Origin of the sequence: Nocardia brasiliensis NBRC 14402 (genome assembly GCF_000308475.2) — a bacterium.
Classification (GTDB): Bacteria; Actinomycetota; Actinomycetes; order Mycobacteriales; family Mycobacteriaceae; genus Nocardia; species Nocardia brasiliensis.
This window is the reverse complement of record NZ_BAFT02000060.1, coordinates 76,944-98,316: the sequence shown is the minus strand read 5'-3', so window position 1 is coordinate 98,316 and position 21,373 is coordinate 76,944. Positions and strand designations below refer to the sequence as shown.

Sequence of the window (21,373 nt, the reverse complement as noted above, 5' to 3'; positions counted from 1 at the left end):
TATCGGACAATAGAATTCGGAACTTGTTCCGGGTTCCAAAGTTGACCAGTCCCCGGTTCCAGTACGGAAAGTTGTGGCGTGACAAGGACATTCGCGTCATATCGACGACTTTTCCGCTTTCCCGCGACCGAGGGGTGGGATAGCGTGCGCGAGTATGAATTTCGTGCGAGGAACCGTCGCGATAGCGGTGGCCGCCGTGCTGGCCTCGACCGGTATCGCACACGCCGCACCGGCCGATCCGGGCCGGTGCCGAGATCTGTTGCTAGCGGTGCCCGACGGCGAACTGGGCGCCCGGATGTGCCTGCCGGCGCAGGCCACCGATACCGTGCTGGTCCTGATGCCCGGCGCGGCGACCAATGCCCGATACTGGGATTGGCCCGCGGCCGGGGAGAAATACAGCTTCCGGCGTGCTCTGAACGCCGCGGGCTACGCGGTCGTCTCGGTGGACCGGTTCGGCACCGGCCGGAGTTCGCGTCCGCCGAGCCACAGCGTCACCTCGCCCCGGGAGGCCGACGCGGTGACCGGGATCATCGCCGGTCTGCGCCGCGACGGAATGGCGGGCCACCCGCCGTTCCGGAAGGTGGTGTTCGGCGGCGTCTCGTTGAGTTCCGGGATCGGGGTGCTCGCGGCGGTCGGCGGGGCACAGCTGGACGGCCTGCTGCTGACCGGCTACTCACACTCGGTGAATCCGTTGGGCACCATGGCCGCCGCGCTCACGTTCCGATCGGTGGCCACCGACCCGGACCCGCGTTTCGCCGGCCACGATCCCGGCTATCTGACCACCGCCCCGGGCACCCGTCCGGCGAGTTTCGGGGTTCCCGGCACCGACCCGGCCGTCCTCGCCGTAGACGAGGCGCAGGTGAAGGACACGTTCACCCTCGCCGAGATGGTCACCGGCCTCGTCACCACCGTCGGGCCGATGACCCGCCGGATCGGCGTGCCGGTGATGATCGCCAACGGCAGCGAGGACAAGCTGTGTTCGGTGTGCGCCGACACGGCGGCGCTGTACGCGGCCGAGGCGCCGTATTTCGCACCCGCGGCGCGACTTCGGACCTACGTGCTGCCGGATGCGGGACATGCGCTGGTGATCGCGCGTGCGGCCCGCGCCCATCAGCAAGCCGTGCTCGACTGGCTGGGTACCCTCGGCTGAGCCCGCTGCCGACGACCCGCGCCGGCCACTACCGGCCGCTGCGAAAAGGGCGGTGGCACAGGCTGCGATGCACCATTTCGGTGAGCGTGACGATGTCGAACACCGGGATGCCGAGACGGCGCTGGATCGCGTGCCCGTAGGGCACCAGGTCGGTGCATTCGATCACCAGCGCGCCGAGCGCCGGCTGCGCCGCGGCCAGGCGGTCGACCTCGGCGAGCACCTCACGCCCGAGCCGGTCGGCGTCGAGCGCGGTCCGGCGGCCCTCGAGGACGACCTCGCGGAACTCGGGGTGCGCGTCCATTCCGGCGACGCGGATCGGCAGCGTCTCGGCGCCGATCGCGCGCAGGTGCCGCCAGGTCAGCGCGTCCCGCTTGGCGACGAGGACGCCGATCTCGCGGTCTGCAGCGATCATGCGGCGCACCATCGGCAATTGGATGAGGCTCGAGCTGTACAGGGGGACGTGCACGGCGTCGGCCAACTGCTGCTGGAACAGGACGAGGAACCCGCAGCCGCTGGTGATCGCGGCCACCCCGCGGGCTTCGAGTTCCTTTGCGGCGGCGACGAACGGCGCGAGCAATGTCGGATCCGCCTCGGCCACCACCCGCTGCGGTGTCGCGCCGCGCACCACCTGGTAGACGACGGGGAAGTCGAAGGTCGACGGATTCCGGATATGGCCGGGGAGCTTGGTGAACGCGGTGTCGAGGCACAACACGCCGATCGTGCTGCCGCGCTTGGTGTCCGGGTGCGCGGTCATGTCGGCTGCCGGTCACGCGACCCACCGAAACGATTCGGGCGCAAGGGATCCGGATCGGTGACCGGTGTCTCACCCGCGAGCAGGTGCCCGACGAGCTCACCACCGGCCGGCGCGAGCCCCATGCCGATATGGCCGTATCCCGCGGCGACGATCAGGTTGCCCGGCCCGGCCCGGCCGATGACCGGCACGCCGTCGGGTGTGCTGGGGCGCAGACCACTCCAGGTCTCGCGGGTGTGCGTCTGTTCGAGGTCGGGCAGGTAGTCACCGACGGTGCGCAACATGCTCCGCACCCGGCGGTCGGAGATGGTGTTACGCATGCCGGTCAGCTCCAGGGTGCCGCCGATGCGCAAGCGATCGCCCAGGGGGACCAGCGCCACCCGGCCTTCGCTCAACAGGACAGGACGGCTCGGCCCGTTCGGCGGCTGGTCCATGGTGACGCTGTAGCCCTTGATCGGTTGCAGCGGTAGCTCGACCCCGGCCATCCGCGCGCATTCGGTCGACCAGGCGCCTGCAGTGAGGACCACCGCACCGGGACGGAGCTCACCGCGGGTTGTGCTGAGCCGACCGATCTTTCCCGCGGTGATCGCGAAGCCGGTCAGCTCGGTGTATTCGCGGATCTCGACGCCGAGTGCCCGCAGCAGGCGGCCGAACTCGAGCACGAACTCCGGCACCCGCAGGTACGCGCCCTCCGGGTTGTACAGCGCGCCGTGGACGGCGAACCGGGTCCTGGGCTCCAGTTCGTCCAGCTCGCCCGGTGCGAGGACGCGCAACGGGATCCCGTTGGCCACGGTGCGGGCGAGGGCCGCGCGCGCGGCGGAAAAAGCCTTGGGCGGTCCGGTAAGTCAGGACGATGCCGGGCGCTGCGAAAGTGTCCGCGATCCTTTCGGATACGCAGAGTTCGTGCAGGATCTCGAGGCTGCGCCGCTTCATCTCGGCCAGGGTCCGAAACCCCGTCGCCGCGGCCGACGGTGTGCAGGCCCGCCCGAAATGACCGAGCCAGCGCAGCAATTCGCGGTCCGCCCGCGGACGCACATGGAACGGGGCGTCCGGATGCAGCATGGCGAGCGAACGCCACGAGCGCATTCCCGGCTCCGCCAAGGGCGCGGCGCCGTGCGTGCCGACGAAGCCTGTGTTCCCGCTGGAACACGACTGCGGGCCGCCGAGCGCGCCGCGTTCCAGCACGGTGACCGCCGCACCGGCGCGGCGCAGGTGATAGGCACAGAACAATCCGGCGGCCCCGCCCCCGACGACCACGACGTCCGGGTCGTCGCGCACGGGTGGCGCCGTCTCTTCGGACACCGACGCCCCCTACACGGTGACGACGAAGAAGTTGGTCGGCAGGTTAACCACGACCCGCTCGTAGATCTGCGCCATCACCGCCGCGCCGGGCTCGGTGAACGTGCCCGGCGGTGGCTCGGCGAACCGGATCACCGAGCGTCCGGCGTCGAAAAGCTGTGCGCCGTGGCCGAAGTCGCCGACGATGGCACTGCCCGGCTCGACCAGGCGGGTGCGCACGATGAACACGCCGTTGCGCTCCAGATCGGTCATCAGGGTCCCGGTGCCCATGGCGCGGTAGTAGTCGACCGGGTTGATGATCATGCCGTCCGCGGTGCCGCCCATCTGCTCGATCTCGTTGCAGGCGCGCAGGATAGTCGAGCTGAACGGCCCGGCCGAGGTCATCCGCTCGATGCCCGGAATGTTGAGCAGGCCACCCGCGCTCGCGATGATCGTGTAGTTCTCCGCCGTGCACAGCCGCACGATCAGGCGATAGTCGATGAAGGATTCGAACGTGCCGGGGTCCTCCCACAGCTGCGGCGGCACCTGGACCCAGGCGGTGGTGGGCAGCAGTTCCGGGATCGGTGACCTGTGGAACCTGCTGGCCAGTTCCCGGCGGACGTCGGCGCCGTCGATCGGGGCGTCGTCGGCGCCGGGCGGGCTTTCGTGCCAGTAGTACTGACGCGGATCACGGGACAGGTCAATGGCTTTGAGCATATTGCGCGCGGGGTGGCGCGGCTTGCGCCGCGAACTGGTCAGCGAGTCGGTGATCGTCACGTCGTACTCGACCGCGGCGTCCAGACCCCGCTCGGCGCAGCACTCCACGAACATCCGTCCCGGGGAGAGTTCCTGCGCGCGGTCCCGGACGACCTGCGCCAGAGTCGGTTTCACGCCATCGGTGTGCAGCATGTTTTACTTCCTTCCGTGTCGCCGGCGACAGTGCCGGTCACGCTGGTTCGGCGGGGTGTGACCAGCTCGGGCCGAGCAGGCTCGCGCCGCCGTCGACCAGTTGGACCGTCCCGGTCAGATAGGAGGACCGCGCGCTCGCCAGAAAGGCGGCGACGGCGGCCATTTCGGCCGGGTGGGCGATACGCCCGATCGCGGTGTGCCTGCCCAGCGTGTCGAACTCGGCTTCGATCCGGTCGGTGCGTTGCGCCACCACGCGTTCCAGCAGGGGCGTGCGGGTCGCGCTGGGCGCCAGCACGTTGACCGTCACGCCGTCGCGGCCCACCTCGACGGCCAGGGACTGGGCGAAACGGGTGATGGCCGTCCTGGTCACACCGGACAGCGCCAGATCGCCGATGGGCACGCTCGCGGTCTCCGAGGTCACGAAAATTACCCGGCCCCAACGGGCTTTGCGCAGATACGGCAGCGCGGCGAGGGCCACGTCGACCGCGGGCATCAGCACGCCATCGATCGCCGCCCGGTAGTCCGCCGGCGCGAAGCAGGCCGCGTTCCCGGTGGGCGGGCTGCCGCCGCTGACCACCATGACGTGCACCGCACCGAATTCGGCGGCGACCTCCTCGATCCAGCGGTGGGCGGCCGCACTGTCGGTGATGTCCACACTGGTGGCGTGCACCCGGGCCCGCGCGACCTCTTTGACCGCCCGCTCCGCCGCGGCCAGCCGGGCGGCGTCGCGCGCGCCGATCGCGACGTGCGCGCCCTCGGCTGCCAGTTCCCGCGCGATGGCCAGCCCGATCCCGCTCGACCCGCCCGCGACCAGCGCTACCTTGTGCTCGAGCCCGAGATCCATGACTACCCCTTCGCTTTCGTGGTGCCGAGCGCGTAGCCATAGCGGCGTGCGAGCGGCCAGGACAGTGCGGCGACGGTGCGCTGGGCCGACTTCGGCAACCCGGACCGCCAGGAATCGTCGGACGGACGGATGACGGTGGCCCCGGTGTGGAAGCGGTCCGGGTTCCCGGTCACCGTGTGATTGGTGTGCAACTCGACCGTGCGATCGGTGACCGGGTTCGCCGCGGGATCACACGCACAGTGCGCCAGCATCGCGGCGATGGTCTGTTCGGGCGCGGCGATGAAGTCCTCGTAGCGCAGGAACAGGGAGCGTTGCGGATGGCGCCGGGTGATCGCGTGCGTGGCGAGATTGAATCCGGTCCAGTAGCCGGTGCTCTTGCCCGGCGACATCGCGTACACGTATTCCTTCGGCTTGCTCCAGGATTGGGCCACCGCACGCGGGTCGCGCACCAGATGGACGTAGTACGGGGTGATGCCGTCGAGATACGGCAGCAGCGCGGCCTCGCCGGGAATCTTGCTGGTATCGACGATCACTCGGGCGTTCGAGCGGGCCGCGACGGCGTGATAGACCTCGGTCATCAGCGTGGCGTGGGCGCGCACCTGCGCGCTACGCAGGCCGCGGCCCAGGACCTGCCAGGTGTGGCGGGTCCGGACGCTGCCGAGCTGACGCCGGATGACCGTGTCGGCATGCGCGGCGAACGGCGTATCGGCGGGCTGACCGATCGGCAGGACGGTGGACCAGATCGGGCAGTCGACGAGCTCGAGCCCGCAGCCGCACTCCTGGTTCACGCCGCGCCCGGCCGCGTTCTTCCAGAGGAAGGCCAGCTCGCCGACGTGAAAGAAGCCGGGAATCTCGTTCAGGATGTTGCCGATGATGGTGCTGCCGTTGCGACACCAACCGGTGATGCACAGGACTTTCAGCGGGGTGGGGTTCGTCATCGGCCGACTGCCTTCTCCGTGGTGACTGCTTGCCGGATCGTCATGGCCAGGACCGAGGCCGCGAGCGCGCAGGCCGCGCCGACCACGAAGACGGCGGGGTAGCCGAACCCGGTCGCGATGGCCCCGGTCGCCGGACCCCAGACGAACAGGCCCAGATCCCAGAACGAGGTGTAGGCGCCGATTGCCGCGCCCTGCTTGGTGTTTTCGGTGTTGTTCATGACCATCAGCGCCAAAGAGGGATGCAGGAGCGAGAATCCGACGCCCATGACCACGGCGCCGAGCACCGCGACCGGCAGGTTCGGCGCCCATGCGATGATCAGCAGCCCCGCGGCTTCGCCTGCGCCACACCAGGATGCGACCCGGCGCGGGCCCAGCTGATCCGGCAGATGCCCGATGAACAACCGGGTGCCCGCGTACACCGCGCTGAAGGTGCTCAGCACGACGACGCCCGCGTCGATGCCGCGTTCCTGCAGACCGCTGATCACGAACGCGGCCAGGCCGACATAACCCGCGGCGCCCAACGCCAGGCCCAGCCCGGGCAGCACCGCGGGCCGCAGCAGCAGCCCGCGGCCGCTGGCCGCCGCGACGTGCGGTTGCGGCACGACGATGTTGATCAGGACCGCGCCGAGCAACGGCGCGGCGGCACAGAACGCCCACACCGCATCGATGCCGAAGTGCCGCAAGACCGCACCGAGCGCGGTGCCCAGCGAGATGCCGCCCCACATGGCGATGCCGTACAAGCCGATCACCTGGCCGCGACGGTGGTGCGGGGCGAGCGCCACGGTCCAGACCGCGCCCGCGGTGAACAGGGCGGCCTCGCCGATGCCGAGCAGCAGCCGGACCACGATCAGGCCCGCGAGACCGACCGGGAGGAAGTACAGCAGGCCGCCCGCGGCGATCGCCAGCGCGCCGAAGCGCATGACGCAGCGATGCCCGTATCGATCCGCGAGCCCACCGAAGATCGGACGGGTGAGCAGCGCGGTGAGCGCGGTCGCGGTGACCGCGAGCCCCACCGCGAGATCGCCCGCCCCGAACTGATCCCGGACGTGCGCGGGCAGCACCGGGATCGCCGCGGACAGGCCGAGATAGCCGCAGAACAGACCGCCGAACACACCGGCCAGGGCGAGCCGCGGTAGCGCGCCGGCTTCGGTGCTCATCGCTGCCCGGCCGCTGCGGAGCCCGCGCCCTCTTCGGTGCCGAGTTCGGCGGCGGCGACTTTGCGTACCGCCGTGACGAGTTCGTCGCAATCCGCGGGCGTCAGCGTCGAGGAGAGCGGAACATCAACGGCCCCTTGGAGATAGCGGGTCGCCGCGGGCAGCAGTGCTTGGATGGCGGTGGTCGTCATGCCGCGGAACAGGAATCGCCAATTCCAGAACGCCCGGATGTTGTGGTCGGCGTCGGAACCGAGATTGCGCGCCTCGATGCCCTCGTGGCACAGCGCCCGCGCAAACCATTGGGCGCGCCCGCTCGGCACCTGAAAGATGAAGGCCTCGCCGAGATACGCGCCCGGCGCGACCGGTTGCCGGATCCGAATTCCGTCGACGTCGGCCAGCGCCGCGGCGACGTGATCGTAATTGCGCCGGAACGCGGCCAGCCGTACCGGCAATCGCGCCAGCTCGGCCCGCAGCAGCGCGGCGCGGATCTCGTCCATGCGGAAACTGAGCAGCGGCAGATCCAGATCGGTGCTGATCGGTGGTTCGCCGTCCGGGAAATGCCGGCGTAATCGTCCCTCGTACGCGCCGGAAAGCACAGTGGCGCGGGCGAACAGCGCGCTGTCGTCGGTGACGAGAAAGCCACCCTCGCCGCTGTTGAGCGACTTGTCCGATTGAGTGCTGAAAGCGCCCGCCAGGCCGAAGGTGCCGAGTTTACGGCCGGCCAATTCCGCGCCGAGCGCCGGCACGGCGTCCTCGAACACGGGCACACCCATTTCGTCGGCGAATTCGAGCAGGGCCGCCATGTCGCCGGCGAAACCGCGCATGTGCACCACCATGATCGCGCGTACCTGCGGGGTCCACCGGCGCCGCAGATCGGCCACGTCCAAGTGCAGATTCTCGTCGACGTCGACGAGGAACGGCGTGCATCCGGCGAGCAGGATGGCGCTGGGCGTCGCCGCAAAAGTGAAACCGGGACAGGCGATCAGACTGCCGGGCGGAATGCCCGCGGCCATGATCGCCAAGGCCAGCGCGGTGGTGCCGCTGGCGGTGGCCAGCGCGTGCTTACAGCCGAAATAGCGGCAGAGTTCGGCTTCGAATCCGGCGCACTCGGTTTCGTGCGCGGGCCGGTAGTCGTAGCGGAAGTAGAGGTGGCTGCGAATGGCGCGCAGCGCCGCCGCCTCGTCTTCGGGATAGACGCACACGGCGCCTCGGTCATAAGTCGGCCAGGGCGCCGATCGGACGGGGACACCGCCGTCCAGCGCCAGCCGCGAATCGGTAGCTATCCGTGCGCCCGGCAGTTGCCGGGTCGATGCCGAATGGTCTATCTCATTATCCGCCATCGGAATTCCTTGCCAAACAAACAGTAAAACATCGGCGAGCCGCCACCGTATCGTCCGTCGAGTTTCCCCCGGGGAAATGGTAGGACGTCCGTGGAACGGTACACCGAAGTTTCCGTCCGGATACCCGAAATCGATTGCCCGGCAATGCGGTCTACTGTTGAGACGTCACCGAAATCGCCTTGCCCTGGCAGGCGAAATGAGAGCGCGCGGATATGACGCCGATGCGCCAGAGCGCGAAAGCGGTCACGGCGGAACGGCTTCCGGACATGAAGCCGCCCGCATCCTGCGGTGGCCGACTGGGCGGCGCGCAGGATGCGGGCGGTTCGGGGGTCAGGCGATGATGCGGAGCGGCTGCTCGAGCAGGTCCTTCAGGTGGGCGAGGAACTGGGCGGCGACCGCGCCGTCGACGGCGCGATGATCGGCGGACAGGGTGACGCGCAGGATCTTGCGGGTCACCACGGCCCCGTCCGCGAGGCGCAGTTCGTCGGCCGCCGCGCCGACCGCGAGGATCGCGGACTCCGGCGGGTTGATGACGGCGGTGAACTGCTCGATCCCGAACATGCCGAGATTGGAGATGGTGAACGTGCCGCCGGACATTTCGTCCGCGCGGAGCTTGCGCTCGCGTGCCCGGACCGCCTTGTCCCGGCTCTCGGCCGCCAGCTCGGAGACGCTCTTGCGGTCCGCGTCGCGCAGCACCGGTACGAGCAGACCCGCCGGGGTGGCCACCGCGACGCCGAGATGAATACCCCGGTGGCGCAGCAGCTTGTCGCCCGCGAAGCTGACATTGACCGCGGGGTCCTTGCGCAGCGTCGTGGCGACCGCCTTGACCAGCAGGTCGTTGACGCTGACCTTGCCCTCGCCCGCGGCCACCAGCGTCGTGTTGAGCTGCGCGCGGAAGGCGAACAGGTCGGTCACGTCGATCGCGCTGGTCAGGTAGATGTGCGGCGCCTGCTGCTTGCTCTCGGTGAGCCGGACCGCGGAAACCCGCTGGATGTTGGTGAGCGGGATCTCTTCGTAGTCTGTTGTCGCCGGGACAGGCTGTGCGGCAACGACACTCGGTGCGGACGCGGGAGAAACGGGTCCGGAGGGCGCCTCGGCCACTGGGCTGGGCTCGGCGGCCTGGCCGGGCGCGGCGGTGGTGCCGGATGCGGCGGCCTGGCGGTGCGCGGCTTCCACATCCTGACGGGTGACCCGGCCGCCGGGGCCGGTGCCGGCGACGGCGGCGAGATCGACCCCCAGTTCCCGCGCAATCTTACGAGCCAGGGGAGACGACTTCTTGCGCTCGTCCGCGCCGGCGGCGGGAACACTGTGCACCGCAGGCGTTTCCGGGGCCGGGTCGGCCGGACGAGCTTGCGCCGGAGTGGTCTCGGCCGGTTGTGTCGCGGCCGCCGAATCCGCCGGCGGCGCAGCGGCCGCCGAAGTGCCGCTCCCGTCGCCGACGATCGCGATGGGCTCACCGATCGGCACGCGTACCCCCGGCGCGGCGAGGATCTGCTCGAGCACGCCGTCCTCGTACGCCTCGAGCTCCATGAGCGCCTTGTCGGTTTCGATCTCCGCGACGACCTCGCCGCGGGTGATCTGCTCGCCGACCTGCTTGAGCCAGGCGGAGACGACGCCGTCCTCCATGGTGTCGGAGAGCCGGGGCATGGTGATTTCGGGCATGGTCAGGACCTCCGGCCAACGGCCGCAAGGGTTTCCACCGCGGCGGTGTAGAGCGAATCCGCGGACGGCAGGGCGAGCTTCTCCAGCGGTTTCGCGTAGGGGAGCGGAACCTCGGCCATCGCGACGCGACGGACCGGGGCATCGAGGTAGTCGAACGCGCCATCGGAGATCGAGGCCGCGATCTCCGCGCCGATACCGTAGGTGAGCCAGTCGTCCTCGCCGACGACCGCGCAGCCGGTCTTGCGCACGGACGCGATGAGCGTCTCGCGGTCCAGTGGGCGCAGGCTGCGCAGGTCGATCACCTCGGCAGAAACACCCTCGGCGGCAAGGCGTTCGGCGACCTGGGTGGCGACGGTGGCCATCCGGGAGTAGCCGATGAGCGTGATGTCGGTGCCTGCCCTGGTGACTGCGGCCTTGCCGATCTGCGCGGCCGGAAGGTCCACCGGCACTTCGCCCTTGGTGTTGTAGAGGGACAGGTTCTCCAGGAACAGAACCGGATCGTCGTCCTCGATCGCGGCCTTGAGCAGTGCGCGGGCGTCGGCGGGCGTGCTGGGCGCCACCACTTTCAAACCGGGCACGAAGGCGTAGTACAGCTCGATGTTCTGCGAATGCGTCGCGCCGAGCTGCTGGCCGCCGCCGCCCGGCGTGCGGATGACCATCGGCACGCTGGTCTGCCCGCCGAACATGCCGTAGATCTTGGCGGCGTGGTTGACGATCTGGTCCAGCGCGAGCAGCGAGAAGTTGATCGTCATGATCTCCACCACCGGGCGCAGGCCCAGCATGGCGGCGCCGATCGCGGCGCCGACGAAACCTTCCTCCGCGATCGGAGTGTCGCGTACCCGCTTCTCGCCGAATTCGGCGAGCAGTCCGGCGGTGATCTTGTAGGAGCCTTCGAAGACGCCGATCTCTTCCCCGATCAGGAAGACGTCGTCGTCGCGGCGCATCTCCTCGCGCAGGGTTTCGCGCAGCGCTTCGCGATAGGTCATGACAGGCGCTGGGGGTTGGTAGCCGGCGGCGCTTGCGGAGCCGGCGGGGTTGGTAGACACAGTTGGTCCTCAGGCGGTGAAGAGCGGGTCGGCGGGCAGACGGCGGGAGTCGCTCGGGACCGGCGTGGCGTAGTTGTAGTCGAACAGACTCGACGGGTCCGGGTGCGGGCTGGCGTCGGCGAATTCCACGGCGGCGACCACGCTTTCGGTCACCTCTCGTTCGATCTCGGCCAGCGACTGATCCGTGAGCACCTCGGCGGCGAGCAATCGGTGCTGCCACAGCGCGATCGGATCGTGTTCGCGCGCCGTGGCCACCGCTTCGGTGCTGCGGTATTTGGCCGGGTCGACCACCGAGTGGCCTTTGAGCCGGTAGCTGACCGCCTCCAGCAGCGCCGGTTTCCCTTCGCGCCGTGCGGCTTCGATGAGTTCGCTCGCCATATCGCGCACGGCGAGCACGTCGGTGCCGTCCACCCGCTCGCCGCGCATGCGGTAGGCGGCGGCCCGCTTCCACAGATCTGGCTCGGCCGAGGAGTTCTCGACCGTGGTGCCCATGCCGGTCTGGTTGTTGATCACCAGGAAGACCACCGGGAGCCGCCACAGGGCGGCGATGTTGAGCGATTCGTGGAACGCGCCGATATTGGTGGTGCCCTCACCCATCTGGCACACCACCACGTCGTCCCCGCCGCGGTAGTCGATGGCCAGCGCCGCGCCGATGGCGAGCGGAACCTGGCCGCCCACGATGGCGTAGCCGCCCAGCAGGCGGGTCGCGGTGTCGTACATGTGCATCGAGCCGCCCCAGCCCTTGGAGGTGCCGGTGGCGCGGCCGTACAGCTCGGCCATCACCCGGCCCGGCTCGATGCCTTTGGCCAGCGCGTACCCGTGCTCGCGGTAGTTGGTGAACAGGTAGTCGGTGGGCCGCATCGCGGCGCCGAGGCCGACCACGGTGGCTTCCTCGCCGAGGTTCAGGTGGCAGTAGCCGCCGATCTTGGCCTGCTGGTAGCTCTGCGCGGTGCGCTCTTCGAAGCGCCGCACGAACAGCATGTCGCGGAACAGGCCACGCAGGACCGCGGGATCCTCGGTGGCGAAAGGTGATTCGGCGGGCACAGGCGCGGCCTTGGTGGCCCGACGGGTGGTCTTGCGCGGAGCGCTCGTGGTGGTCATCTGCGGCTCCTAACGCTTACGCGGCGCGATGTGCACCGGCAGTCCGAGCCCGGCCAGCGCCGTCTCCATGCCGATCTCGCCGAGGGTGGGGTGGGCGTGAATGGTGTCGGCCAGCTCATCGAGCGTCGCCTCCAAGTAGATGGCCAGCGCGCCCTCGGTGATCAGGTCGCTGGCCGACGGGCCGATGATGTGCACGCCGAGCACCTCTCGATGTCGTTGCCCGGCAACGATCTTCATGATGCCCTCGGTCTCGCCGAAGGTCTTCGCCCGGCCCAGCGCCGCGAACGGGAACTTGGCGGTGATCACCTCGTGACCGGCCGCACGCGCGGCCGCCTCGGTGAGCCCGACGCTCGCGATCTCCGGATGAGTGAAGGTGGCGGCCGGGATCACCGTGTAGTCGATGTGCGCGTCGTGTCCGGCGATCACGTCGGCTGCGGTGAGGCCCTGATGCGAGGCGACATGGGCGAGCAGTGCCCTTCCGGTGACGTCGCCGATGGCGTAGACGTGCTCGACCCCGGTCCGGAGCTGATCATCGACCTCGATGAAACCCCGTGCGTCCGTGCCGATTCCGGCGACGTCCAGACCCAGGTGCGCGGTGTTGGGCCGGCGGCCGACCCCGACCAGCACGACGTCGGCGGGGATGTCCTGGGGCTTGGGTCCGGCGACCGAGACCAGCAAGCCGTCGTCCTGGGCGATGGCGGTGACGGTGGCCCCGGTCAGCACGGTGATGCCGCGTTTGCGGAAGGAGCGGCCGAGCGCGTCGCCGATCTCCTTGTCCTCCAGCGGAACCAGGCGATCCTGCATTTCCACCACGGTGACCTGGCTGCCGAACGTGGCGAACAGGCTGGCCCATTCCGCGCCGACCGCACTGCCGCCGATCACCACCAGGCGCCGCGGCACCTCGGTGAGCCCGAACGCGCCGTCGGAGGTGACGACACCGGGCAGGTCGGCCCCGGGAATCGGCAACAGCGCGGGCACCGAACCGGTCGCGACGATCACGTCCTGGGCGCTGACCTGCCGCACCGGCGCGCCCGGCGCGGCGGCGTAGCGGGGACCGCCCTCGAAAATGGGCGACGCGCCGGTCTCGTGCACCTCGACCGTGGTCGGGCCGACGAACCGGGCGTGACCCTCGATGACCGTGACGCCGTTGGCCTTCAGCAGGCCGGCGACGCCGTCGGTGAGTTCCTTGACGACCCCGTCCTTGCGCTGCCGCACGGCCGCGAAGTCGAAGCGCACATTGTCGGCGTAGACGCCGAATTCCGCTGCGGCGGTGAGCGTGTGGAAGACCTCGGCGGAACGCAGCATCGCCTTGGTCGGGATACAACCCCAGTTCAGGCAGACGCCGCCCGGGCGCTCCTTTTCCACCAAGCCGACCCGGAGTCCGCGCTGCGCGCCCCGGATGGCGGCCACGTAGCCGCCCGGTCCGCCGCCGATCACCAGTAGATCGAATTCCGGCACTCGTGGTGCTCCTCATCTCGACGATTAGCGACCCGGCCGGGTTGTGGCGTGGGTCGTTCTCTCGAGTCTTGTGGGCCGTGATTGCCCAAGCAATTTGCCGGAAGCCCAGAAATCGGGGCATGAAAATGGGCGCAGCGCACAATCGCTGCGGGCGGCTCAGTCCGATCCGGCCACACCCAGCTCGACTGCCGCCAGCGCGAGCGACAGCTCGACGTAAGCGCGTCGGCCCTCGAGCGGGCGGCCGAGCAGCGTGGCGATGCGGTGCAGCCGGTTGATGACGGTGTTGCGATGGCAGTGCAGCAGCGGCGCGGCGTTGGCGGCCGAACAGTTCTCGGCCAGCCAGGTGGTCAGCGTCTCCAGCAGGATGTCGCGTTCCCGCTCGGGGAGTGCGAGCACCGGCCCGAGCGTGCGCGTCACCAGCAGTTCGGTGAGGTCCGGGGACCGCAGCAGCATCGCCTCGGGGTAGCGCTCGTCGAGCAACACCAAACCCTGTGCGTCCGTAGGCAATGTTTCCAAGGCGAGCATGGCCAGCGAGTGAGCGGCATCGATCTGGGCTAGCCCCGGCACTGGTGGCGAGGCCGCGGCCCCGCCCCGGACGCGCGGCCGGATCTGTTGCAGCACAGTGGAACTGTCGTGCCGCTCGAGTGAAACCAAGCCGACCGTGGTGTCCACCCGATCGTGCCACACCGAGCGAATGCCCAGCGCCGCCAAGGCCGTCTCGGTGCCGAGCTGCACGGCCGGCCGGGCGCCGCGCACCGCGACCACGAGGTAGGCGCCGTGCGCGGGCAGGTTCAGTTCGCGGGCGGCGCGCGCGGCGAAGGTCGCGTCGTGCGCGCGCCCGGCCAGCAGGTCCTCGATCAGTCCGTGTCTGCGGCGCTCGTCCCGGCGTACCTGCTCGAGTTCGGTATTGCGGTAGGAGGTGACCAGCGCCGAGGACATGCCGTCGATGACCGACCAGGTCGCCGCGCCGATCTCGCGGAACTCGCCCGGCGCCAGGTCGTCGGCGCGGTCGAGCAGCGCCTCCCAGACGATCTGGCCGCCGAGCCGGAACGTCCGCAGCATCACCTCCAGCGGCACGCCTTGCGCCGCACGGTTGCGGCCGATGGCGGCGGCGACATCGTCGCGGTCCGGCACGGTGACATCCCCGGCGAGCAGGTCCAGCACCCGGGTCAGGTAGCTGCGGCAGCCGTTGCGCAGATCCTCGCGGCTGACGGGTGAGTAATCCGTCCACTCGGGGATATCGGTGAAGATGGCCGCCATCAGCCGCCGGGTCAGCACCGGAACCTCGGTCCGGCACACCGCGGCCAGTCGCCGGATGCCCGGCGTCGGACCGGTGTGCTTGGGTGCTGCCATAGGCCTAGACGCTACGCCGCCCGGCAGGCGCCTTTTCCGGGCCTGCAGAAGCGAGTCACCAGGTGCTTTGATGCGGCACGCCGTGGAAGAGGGCGGCCTCGGCCCAGAGCCACGCGGCGACCGGTCCCGCGAAAACGGTCGAGATGGTGGACAGGTCGGGTATCAAAGCGGAAAGCGCGGCGCGCATGTCGATCAACTCCGTTGTCTTACCGCGATCGTTCGGATCGCATGGCTTTAAGCACGTGGTTATGGCCGGGCATGCAGAGGGCGGGCGAACGACTTGCGCAGCGAAGCCGGGGCCACCAGCGGGAGGAGTGCCGCGAGGACCTTGGCTTTGAACGCCTGCGGCGTGCGGGTCAGCTCGATGTCGACGCGCGTGCCGTGCTCGTCGGGCGTGAGCCGGAAGACCCAGCCGCCGCCGGGGCCGAAGAGCTTCGAGTCGCGCGTGGTGACCGTGACGGTGTCGCCCGCCGGATCCCACTCGTAGCGGGCGCGTTCCCAGGCCGCGGCGGTGCCCTCGGTCACCTCGGCCCAGCTGTCGCCGCGCTCGTGGACGACGAAATGGCCGGCGTCGATGCTCGGCCACACCTGCGGGCGGGTCGGCCCGAAATCGGTGAGCACGTGCCGGACCTGTGCCGGCGTGAGGGTGGACAGGAGGTGGAAACGGACGATAGCCATGCTCTGACGATGGCTGTCGCGGCGGTGGCGCCGAATCGGTCAGGTGACGCTGCCGATGACGTAATCCCGATTCGGTAGGGTCGCGGACGGGCCCGTAGATCGACGCGGACCTGGCGAAAGGGGTACCGCGGCATGCCGATGTTCGGCCGAGACACCGAGCTGAAGGCGCTGCGCGCACTCGTGGACGGGCCCGGTGAGCAGTCCGGCATCCTGGTCGAGGGGGAGCCCGGTATCGGGAAGTCGGCCCTGGTCGAGGAGACGGTCGCCGCCGCGGCCGTGGCGGGGCTGCGGGTGTTGCGTACCGCAGGGGCTGAAGCCGAACTGAACTCGGCGTACGCGGGGCTGCAACGTCTGCTGTACCCCCTGCGTCGGAGCTTCGGCGAACTACCGGCACCGCAGTCCGCGGCGCTGGCGAGCGCGCTCGGGATGTCGGATGCCGCGGGTGCGCCGAACGGCTATCTGGTCGGGCTGGCCGCGTTGACGCTGCTGTCGGACGCGGCCGCCGAGCGTCCACTGCTGATCATCGCCGAGGACGTGCACTGGCTCGATGCGGCCAGCGCCGAGGTGCTCGCGTTCCTCGCGCGCCGGATCGAGGCCGAGCCGCTCGCGTTGATCGCGACGTCGCGCGAGAGCGGCACCCCGCTCGCCGACGCGGGGCTGACTCCGTTGCGGCTCGGCGGTTTGGCCGACGACGACGCCGCGGCACTGCTGGACAGTGCCGCACCGGACCTGATCGCGCCGGTCCGCCGCCGGGTGCTGGCCGCGGCACAGGGCAATCCGCTCGCGCTGAGCGAACTGGCCACGGCGACAGTGGATCTCACGGGACCTATGCCCTTGACGGAACGCCTCGAGCGGACGTTCTCGGCACGAAGTGCCGCGCTGCCGCCCGAGAGCAGGTCCGCGTTGCTCGTCGCGGCGCTCAACGAGGGCGACTCGATCGCCGAAACATTGGCCGCCGTAAGCATTCTGACGGGATCCCCGGCCGACCCCGAAACCCTCACGCCCGCGCGGACGGCCGGACTCCTCGAAATGGATTCCGGCACGGTGACATTCCGGCATCCGCTGCAACGGTCGGCGGTCGCCGCCGAGGCATCGGCGCAGGAACGCCGCCGTGCCCACCTCGCCCTGGCCGAGGTGCTCGAGGCTGCGCCGGACCGGCGGATATGGCATCGAGCGGCGGGCACGCTCGGCCCCGACGAGCACCTCGCCGTCGAGCTGGAGACCGCCGCCGAGCAGGCCCGGCACCGCGCCGGTGCGGTCGCCGCGCTGGAACGTGCCGCGGCACTGAGCGATACCCCCGAAGGGCGGGCGGACCGGCTGTTGCGGGCCGCCGAAACGGCGGTCGATGCCGGTCGCCGCGATACCGCCGAACGACTGATCGCGGCCGCCCGCACGCTGCCGCTGACGCCGCGCCATCAGGCCACGGCCACCTGGCTGCTCAGCGGTTTCGACGACGGGGTACGCGAAAGTCCCGCGCGTATCGGCGAATTGGCGGCACTCGCCGCCGCTGTCGCCGCGGACGGGTACACCGACGCAGCCCTGCGGATCCTGTGGGGCGCGGCCATGCGGTGCTTCTGGATCGAGCCCGGCCCCGAGACCCGCCGGGCACTGCTCGCGGTCGCCGATGCGCTGCCGATACCGGACGAAGATCCGCGCATGGTCGCGATCAACGCGTATGTGGCGCCGTTCGATCGCGGCGCACACGTCCTCGAGCGGCTGCGGCGGTTGGCCGCGCACACGGGCCGGGATCCGGAGGTGGATCGGTTTCTCGGTAGTGCCGCGCTGCAGGTGGGCGCGTTCGACTTGGCCGCCCGGTTCTCCGCGGCCGCCGCACCCGGCCTGCGGCACGCGGGGCAATTGGGTCTGCTCCCGCGCGCGCTGACCGTGCAGTCCTGGAGCCTGACCCGGCTGGGTGATCTCGCGGCGGCGGCGCCGGTCGCCGCGGAGGCCGTGGATCTGGCCCGGGAAACCGGCCAGCCGTTCATGCACGGCCTGGCCACCGCGGTGCAGGCCGAGATCGCCGCCCTGCGCGGGGACTATCCGCAGGCGGCGGCACTGGTGGCGGACGCGGAGCGGATCGGGCTCGCCGCGGGCGCGCGTCCCGTGCTGGCCACCGTGCAGCTCACCCGCGGGCTCATCGCGCTCGGCACGGGCCGGTTCGACGACGCGTGTGCCGACCTGCTCCGGCTGCACGACCCGCGCGACCCCGCGCACGCGCCGTTCTTGCGCGCGTACTTCCTGGCCGAGCTGGCCGAGGCGGCGGTGCGGGCGGGGCAGGCCGAGGCGGTGCATGAACTGACACGCGAGCTGGCACCGGTGGCGGCGGTGACGCCCTCGCCTGCGCTGGCGATCGGAATGCGTTACGCGCAAGCGGTATTCGCCACCGCAGCGGTAGCGGAGCGATTCGCGGCGGCGCTGTCGGCGGATCTCACCGGCTGGCCGGCCGAGCGTGGCCGGGTGCACCTGGCGTTCGGTGAATGGTTGCGGCGGCAGCGCCGGATCGTCGAGTCACGCACCCAGTTGCGGACGGCCCGTGACATTTTCGATGCACTGGGCTTCGCCGCGTGGAGCGAACGGGCGCGGGTGGAACTGCGCGGCGCCGGTGAATCGAGTCCGGATCGCAGCCCGGCGGCCCGGGAACGGCTGACGCCGCACGAGCTGAGCATCGCCCAACTGGCGGCGCAGGGGTTGACCAATCGGGAGATCGGGCAGCGGCTGTTCCTCTCGCATCGCACGGTCAGCACGCATCTGCATCGCATCTTCCCGAAGCTCGGCATCAGCGCACGAGGTGACCTCGCCGCACTGCTCCCGGTCCTGAACGACCCGTCGCCCCGCTAGCGGTGACCGACAGCGATTACGTCATCTGACGCTCGCCGCCGCACCGAGGCGCTGCCTAACGTCGGCGATGCGGACGGTGCTCGGGCGGATGCCCCGGTCCCGACCGCGTACCGGACCAGGGACGAGGAGCTCAGATGGAAATCAGCAGACGATTCTTCGGTGGGGCGCTGGCCGCGGGCGCGACGAGCCTGGCCGTCGCGACGCTGAGTGCCTGCGCCACCGACCCGGCGACGAGCCCGGCCCCGACGCCGCCCGGCGCGGAGCTGCGGGCGGGCTCGGGTGCCCACACCACACTCGGCCCGATCAAGCAGATCGACGCAGGCGCCCTGAACATCGGCTACGCCGAGTTCGGGCCGAGCACCGGCCGGCCCGTCATCCTGCTGCACGGGTGGCCCTACGACCCCTACAGTTTCGCCGACGTCGGACCGCTGCTGGCCGCGGCCGGATATCGGGTGCTGGTCCCGTTCCTGCGCGGCTACGGCCCGACGACATTCCGGTCGCCGCAGGCGGTACGCAACGGGCAGCAGTCGGCGATCGCGCGCGACATCGTCGACTTCATGGACGCTTTGCGGATCGACCAGGCGGTGCTGGGTGGATTCGACTGGGGCGCAAGGACGGTCGACATCATCGCCGCGCTGTGGCCGCAGCGGTGCAAGGCGATCGTCGCGGTGAGCGGTTACCTCATCACCCGGCAGGCGGCCCAGCAGCAGCCGCTGGCGCCCGAAGCCGAACTGGGCTGGTGGTATCAGTACTACTTCGCCACCGAGCGCGGCCGCGTCGGGTACACCCGCAATCGCCACGAGTTCAACAAGCTGATCTGGCGACGGGCCTCCCCGCAGTGGAACTTCGACGACGCCACCTTCGACCGCAGCGCCGCCGCGTTCGACAATCCCGACCACGCCGAGATCGTGATTCACAACTACCGCTGGCGTTTGAGCCTGGCCCCCGGCGAGGCCCGATACGACGAGTATGAACAACAACTCGCGACCGGCCCGGCGATCACGGTCCCGGCCATCACCCTCGGCAGCGACTTCGACGGTGCCGCCAAGGACGGAAAACCCTACCGCGACAAGTACCTCGGCAGGTACGAACACCGGGTGCTGGACGGCATCGGGCACAACGTCCCGCAGGAGGCGCCACAGCCCTTCGCGCAGGCGATCATCGACGCCGACCGGCTCTGAGGCCGTGGGACCGGCGGCCTCGGTCGCGAGACCGCCGGTCACCGAGTGCTACAGCGCGGCCTGCGGCCGGAAACGACCGTCGGCGTCGAGGGCGACGACGGTGTCGATGCCGAGCCGCCGCAGGAACGGATAGTCGTGGCTGACCACCAAGAGTGCGCCGCGATAGTCGGCGAGCGCCTCGACGAGCTGGTCGACCGAGGCGATGTCGAGGTTGTTGGTCGGCTCGTCGAGAATCAGCAACTGCACCGGCGGGTCCGCGAGCAGCAAGCGCGCCAACGAGACTCGGAAACGCTCACCGCCGGACAGGCTCGACACCGGGCGTTCGGCCGCCGCGCCGCGCAGCAGCAGCCGGGCCAGCTGATTGCGAATGGTGCCGGGTGGAGTGGTGACGGCCACCGCGTGCACGTTCTCGACCGCGCCGGCCTGCTCGTCCAAGCCGTCGAGGCGCTGCGGGAGATATCCGACGCGATCGGTGTACAGGGTGCCGCGTTCGGGCCGGCGACCGTGCACGAGATCCTCGATGAGCGTGGACTTGCCCGCGCCGTTGGGGCCGATCAGGGCGACCCGTTCCGGCCCCTGGATCGTGACGCCGCGATCGCCGTCGCGCAGTTCCGCGATGCGCCTGCTGCGTGGCACGTCGGGATCGGGCAGGTCCAGGTGGATGTGTTCGTCGGAGCGGACCCGCGCCGCCGCGGCGTCCAGCACCTCTTGGGCCGTACGAACTTTGGCGTCCAGCGTGGTGCGCATGGCGCCGGCGGAAGCCTGCGCCTTGCTGGCACGGTTACCCGCCAGGATGCGCGGGATACCGCCGTGCTGCTGCGTCGCGCGGCCGGTGCGTTCGCGCCGGGCCAGCTTGGTCTCGGCCTCGATGCGTTGGCGTTTCTCGACTTTCAGCGCCTGCTCGGCGGTCCGGGCCGCCTGGGTCGCGGCCGCCTGCTGCTGCTCGACGTGCTCGCGCCACGCGCTGTAGGGGCCGCCGAACACTTCCAGTGTCGCGCCGTGCAATTCGGCGGTGGCGTCCATGTGCTCGAGCAGTTCGAGATCGTGACTGACCACCACGAGGGTGCCCGGCCACGTGTCGACGAACGCGGTGAGCTGGGCGCGAGTTTCGCGATCGAGGTTGTTGGTCGGCTCGTCGAGCAGCGTGATCGGCTTGCGCTGGACGCGCAGGCCGGTGATCGCGACGAGGACGGCCTGGCCGCCGGAGATCGCACCGACGGTGCGGTCGAGATCGGCTGCGCCGAAACCTATTTCGTGTAGCGCCTGATCGGCCCGGGCCTCGATGTCCCAGTCGTCGCCGATGATGTCGAAATGTGCGGTGTCGCTGGCGCCCGACTCGATGGCGCGCAGTGCGGCCAGCTTGTCCGCGATGCCGAGCAGCTGGGCGATGGTGGCGTCGCGTCCGAGGGTGAGGGTCTGCGGTAAATACCCGACGTCGCCGGTGGTTTCGATGCGCCCGGACGTCGGGGTGAGTTTTCCGGCGATCAGGCGCAGCAGGGTCGACTTGCCTGCGCCGTTACGGCCGACCAAGCCGGTGCGACCGGTGGTGAAGGCGCCGTCGACGTCGGCGAGGGCGACGGAGCCGTCCGGCCATTCGAAGGTCAGTTGGTGCAGGGCGATTGCCGAGGTGATGGACATGCGTCAGTGGCTCTTCCTGCTCGCGAGCGAGCGGCAGCGAGGTGAGAACAGATT

The 21,373-nt window shown here is 70.1% G+C and carries 18 protein-coding genes and 1 pseudogene; 3 read left to right on the top strand and 16 right to left on the bottom strand.

All coding sequences use genetic code 11. The annotated features are described in order from the left end of the window. Positions 1-154 precede the first annotated feature (154 nt). Positions 155-1,150 carry an alpha/beta hydrolase gene (locus tag TY25_RS19760; protein WP_042258256.1) on the top strand — a complete coding sequence of 332 codons (996 nt, stop codon included), beginning with the start codon at positions 155-157 and terminating at the stop codon, positions 1,148-1,150. Between the two features lie 28 nt (positions 1,151-1,178). Here TY25_RS19760 and TY25_RS19755 read toward each other — a convergent pair whose 3' ends face one another. The 15 genes and pseudogenes from TY25_RS19755 to TY25_RS19695 all read right to left on the bottom strand — a co-directional run bounded on the left by TY25_RS19755 (position 1,179) and on the right by TY25_RS19695 (position 15,662). Then, on the bottom strand, positions 1,179-1,904 hold the full coding sequence (locus TY25_RS19755) for an aspartate/glutamate racemase family protein (protein ID WP_042258255.1): 726 nt from the start codon (positions 1,902-1,904) through the stop codon (positions 1,179-1,181). Continuing rightward, a complete protein-coding gene (locus TY25_RS44480; protein WP_269082732.1) occupies positions 1,901-2,692 on the bottom strand; it encodes an NAD(P)/FAD-dependent oxidoreductase in 792 nt (263 codons plus the stop codon). The genes TY25_RS19755 and TY25_RS44480 overlap by 4 nt, the downstream gene beginning before the upstream one ends. A 100-nt stretch (positions 2,693-2,792) precedes the next feature. Next, positions 2,793-3,158: pseudogene (locus tag TY25_RS44690) on the bottom strand (FAD-dependent oxidoreductase); the annotation flags it as partial. A gap of 54 nt (positions 3,159-3,212) precedes the next feature. Then, the gene (locus tag TY25_RS19745) at positions 3,213-4,088 is read right to left on the bottom strand and encodes a family 3 encapsulin nanocompartment shell protein (RefSeq protein WP_042258254.1); all 876 of its coding nucleotides are present in this window, start codon (positions 4,086-4,088) and stop codon (positions 3,213-3,215) included. Positions 4,089-4,125: 37 nt separating this feature from the next. Then, the gene (locus TY25_RS19740) at positions 4,126-4,932 is read right to left on the bottom strand and encodes an SDR family NAD(P)-dependent oxidoreductase (protein WP_042258253.1); all 807 of its coding nucleotides are present in this window, start codon (positions 4,930-4,932) and stop codon (positions 4,126-4,128) included. A gap of 2 nt (positions 4,933-4,934) precedes the next feature. After that, entirely contained in the window at positions 4,935-5,870 is a 936-nt protein-coding gene (locus TY25_RS19735) for a sulfotransferase (protein WP_042258252.1), read from the bottom strand. Continuing rightward, entirely contained in the window at positions 5,867-7,027 is a 1,161-nt protein-coding gene (locus TY25_RS19730) for an MFS transporter (protein WP_042258251.1), read from the bottom strand. Before TY25_RS19730 ends, TY25_RS19735 begins: the two co-directional genes overlap by 4 nt. Then, positions 7,024-8,364 carry a DegT/DnrJ/EryC1/StrS family aminotransferase gene (locus tag TY25_RS19725; RefSeq protein WP_088606855.1) on the bottom strand — a complete coding sequence of 447 codons (1,341 nt, stop codon included), beginning with the start codon at positions 8,362-8,364 and terminating at the stop codon, positions 7,024-7,026. Before TY25_RS19725 ends, TY25_RS19730 begins: the two co-directional genes overlap by 4 nt. A gap of 330 nt (positions 8,365-8,694) precedes the next feature. Continuing rightward, positions 8,695-10,026, bottom strand: coding sequence for a dihydrolipoamide acetyltransferase family protein (locus TY25_RS19720; RefSeq protein ID WP_172595836.1), 1,332 nt, complete (start codon positions 10,024-10,026; stop codon positions 8,695-8,697). A 2-nt stretch (positions 10,027-10,028) separates the two neighbouring features. Then, the gene (locus TY25_RS19715; protein WP_014984653.1) at positions 10,029-11,012 is read right to left on the bottom strand and encodes an alpha-ketoacid dehydrogenase subunit beta; all 984 of its coding nucleotides are present in this window, start codon (positions 11,010-11,012) and stop codon (positions 10,029-10,031) included. Between the two features lie 69 nt (positions 11,013-11,081). Then, complete coding sequence (gene pdhA / locus TY25_RS19710) at positions 11,082-12,173, bottom strand: pyruvate dehydrogenase (acetyl-transferring) E1 component subunit alpha (RefSeq protein WP_081868970.1); 1,092 nt, start codon at positions 12,171-12,173, stop codon at positions 11,082-11,084. A 9-nt stretch (positions 12,174-12,182) separates the two neighbouring features. Then, positions 12,183-13,631: a dihydrolipoyl dehydrogenase gene (gene lpdA / locus TY25_RS19705; protein WP_042258250.1), complete on the bottom strand. Its 1,449-nt coding sequence runs from the start codon at positions 13,629-13,631 to the stop codon at positions 12,183-12,185. Positions 13,632-13,787: 156 nt separating this feature from the next. Then, positions 13,788-14,984 (bottom strand): PucR family transcriptional regulator, encoded by a 1,197-nt coding sequence (locus tag TY25_RS19700; protein WP_052383076.1) that lies wholly within the window; start codon positions 14,982-14,984, stop codon positions 13,788-13,790. Between the two features lie 55 nt (positions 14,985-15,039). After that, positions 15,040-15,180, bottom strand: a complete 141-nt coding sequence (locus TY25_RS44160) for a hypothetical protein (RefSeq protein WP_193125447.1) — start codon at positions 15,178-15,180, stop codon at positions 15,040-15,042. A 50-nt stretch (positions 15,181-15,230) separates the two neighbouring features. Then, positions 15,231-15,662: an SRPBCC family protein gene (locus TY25_RS19695; protein WP_042258249.1), complete on the bottom strand. Its 432-nt coding sequence runs from the start codon at positions 15,660-15,662 to the stop codon at positions 15,231-15,233. 132 nt (positions 15,663-15,794) lie between these two features. Here TY25_RS19695 and TY25_RS19690 point away from each other — a divergent pair, with 132 nt between their 5' ends. Together TY25_RS19690 and TY25_RS19685 are read left to right on the top strand one after the other, a co-directional pair. After that, the gene (locus TY25_RS19690) at positions 15,795-18,500 is read left to right on the top strand and encodes an AAA family ATPase (RefSeq protein ID WP_042258248.1); all 2,706 of its coding nucleotides are present in this window, start codon (positions 15,795-15,797) and stop codon (positions 18,498-18,500) included. A gap of 134 nt (positions 18,501-18,634) precedes the next feature. Beyond that, positions 18,635-19,681: an alpha/beta fold hydrolase gene (locus TY25_RS19685; RefSeq protein WP_042258247.1), complete on the top strand. Its 1,047-nt coding sequence runs from the start codon at positions 18,635-18,637 to the stop codon at positions 19,679-19,681. Between the two features lie 48 nt (positions 19,682-19,729). Here TY25_RS19685 and TY25_RS19680 read toward each other — a convergent pair whose 3' ends face one another. Further along, positions 19,730-21,319: an ABC-F family ATP-binding cassette domain-containing protein gene (locus TY25_RS19680; RefSeq protein WP_042258246.1), complete on the bottom strand. Its 1,590-nt coding sequence runs from the start codon at positions 21,317-21,319 to the stop codon at positions 19,730-19,732. Between the last annotated feature and the right edge of the window lie 54 nt (positions 21,320-21,373).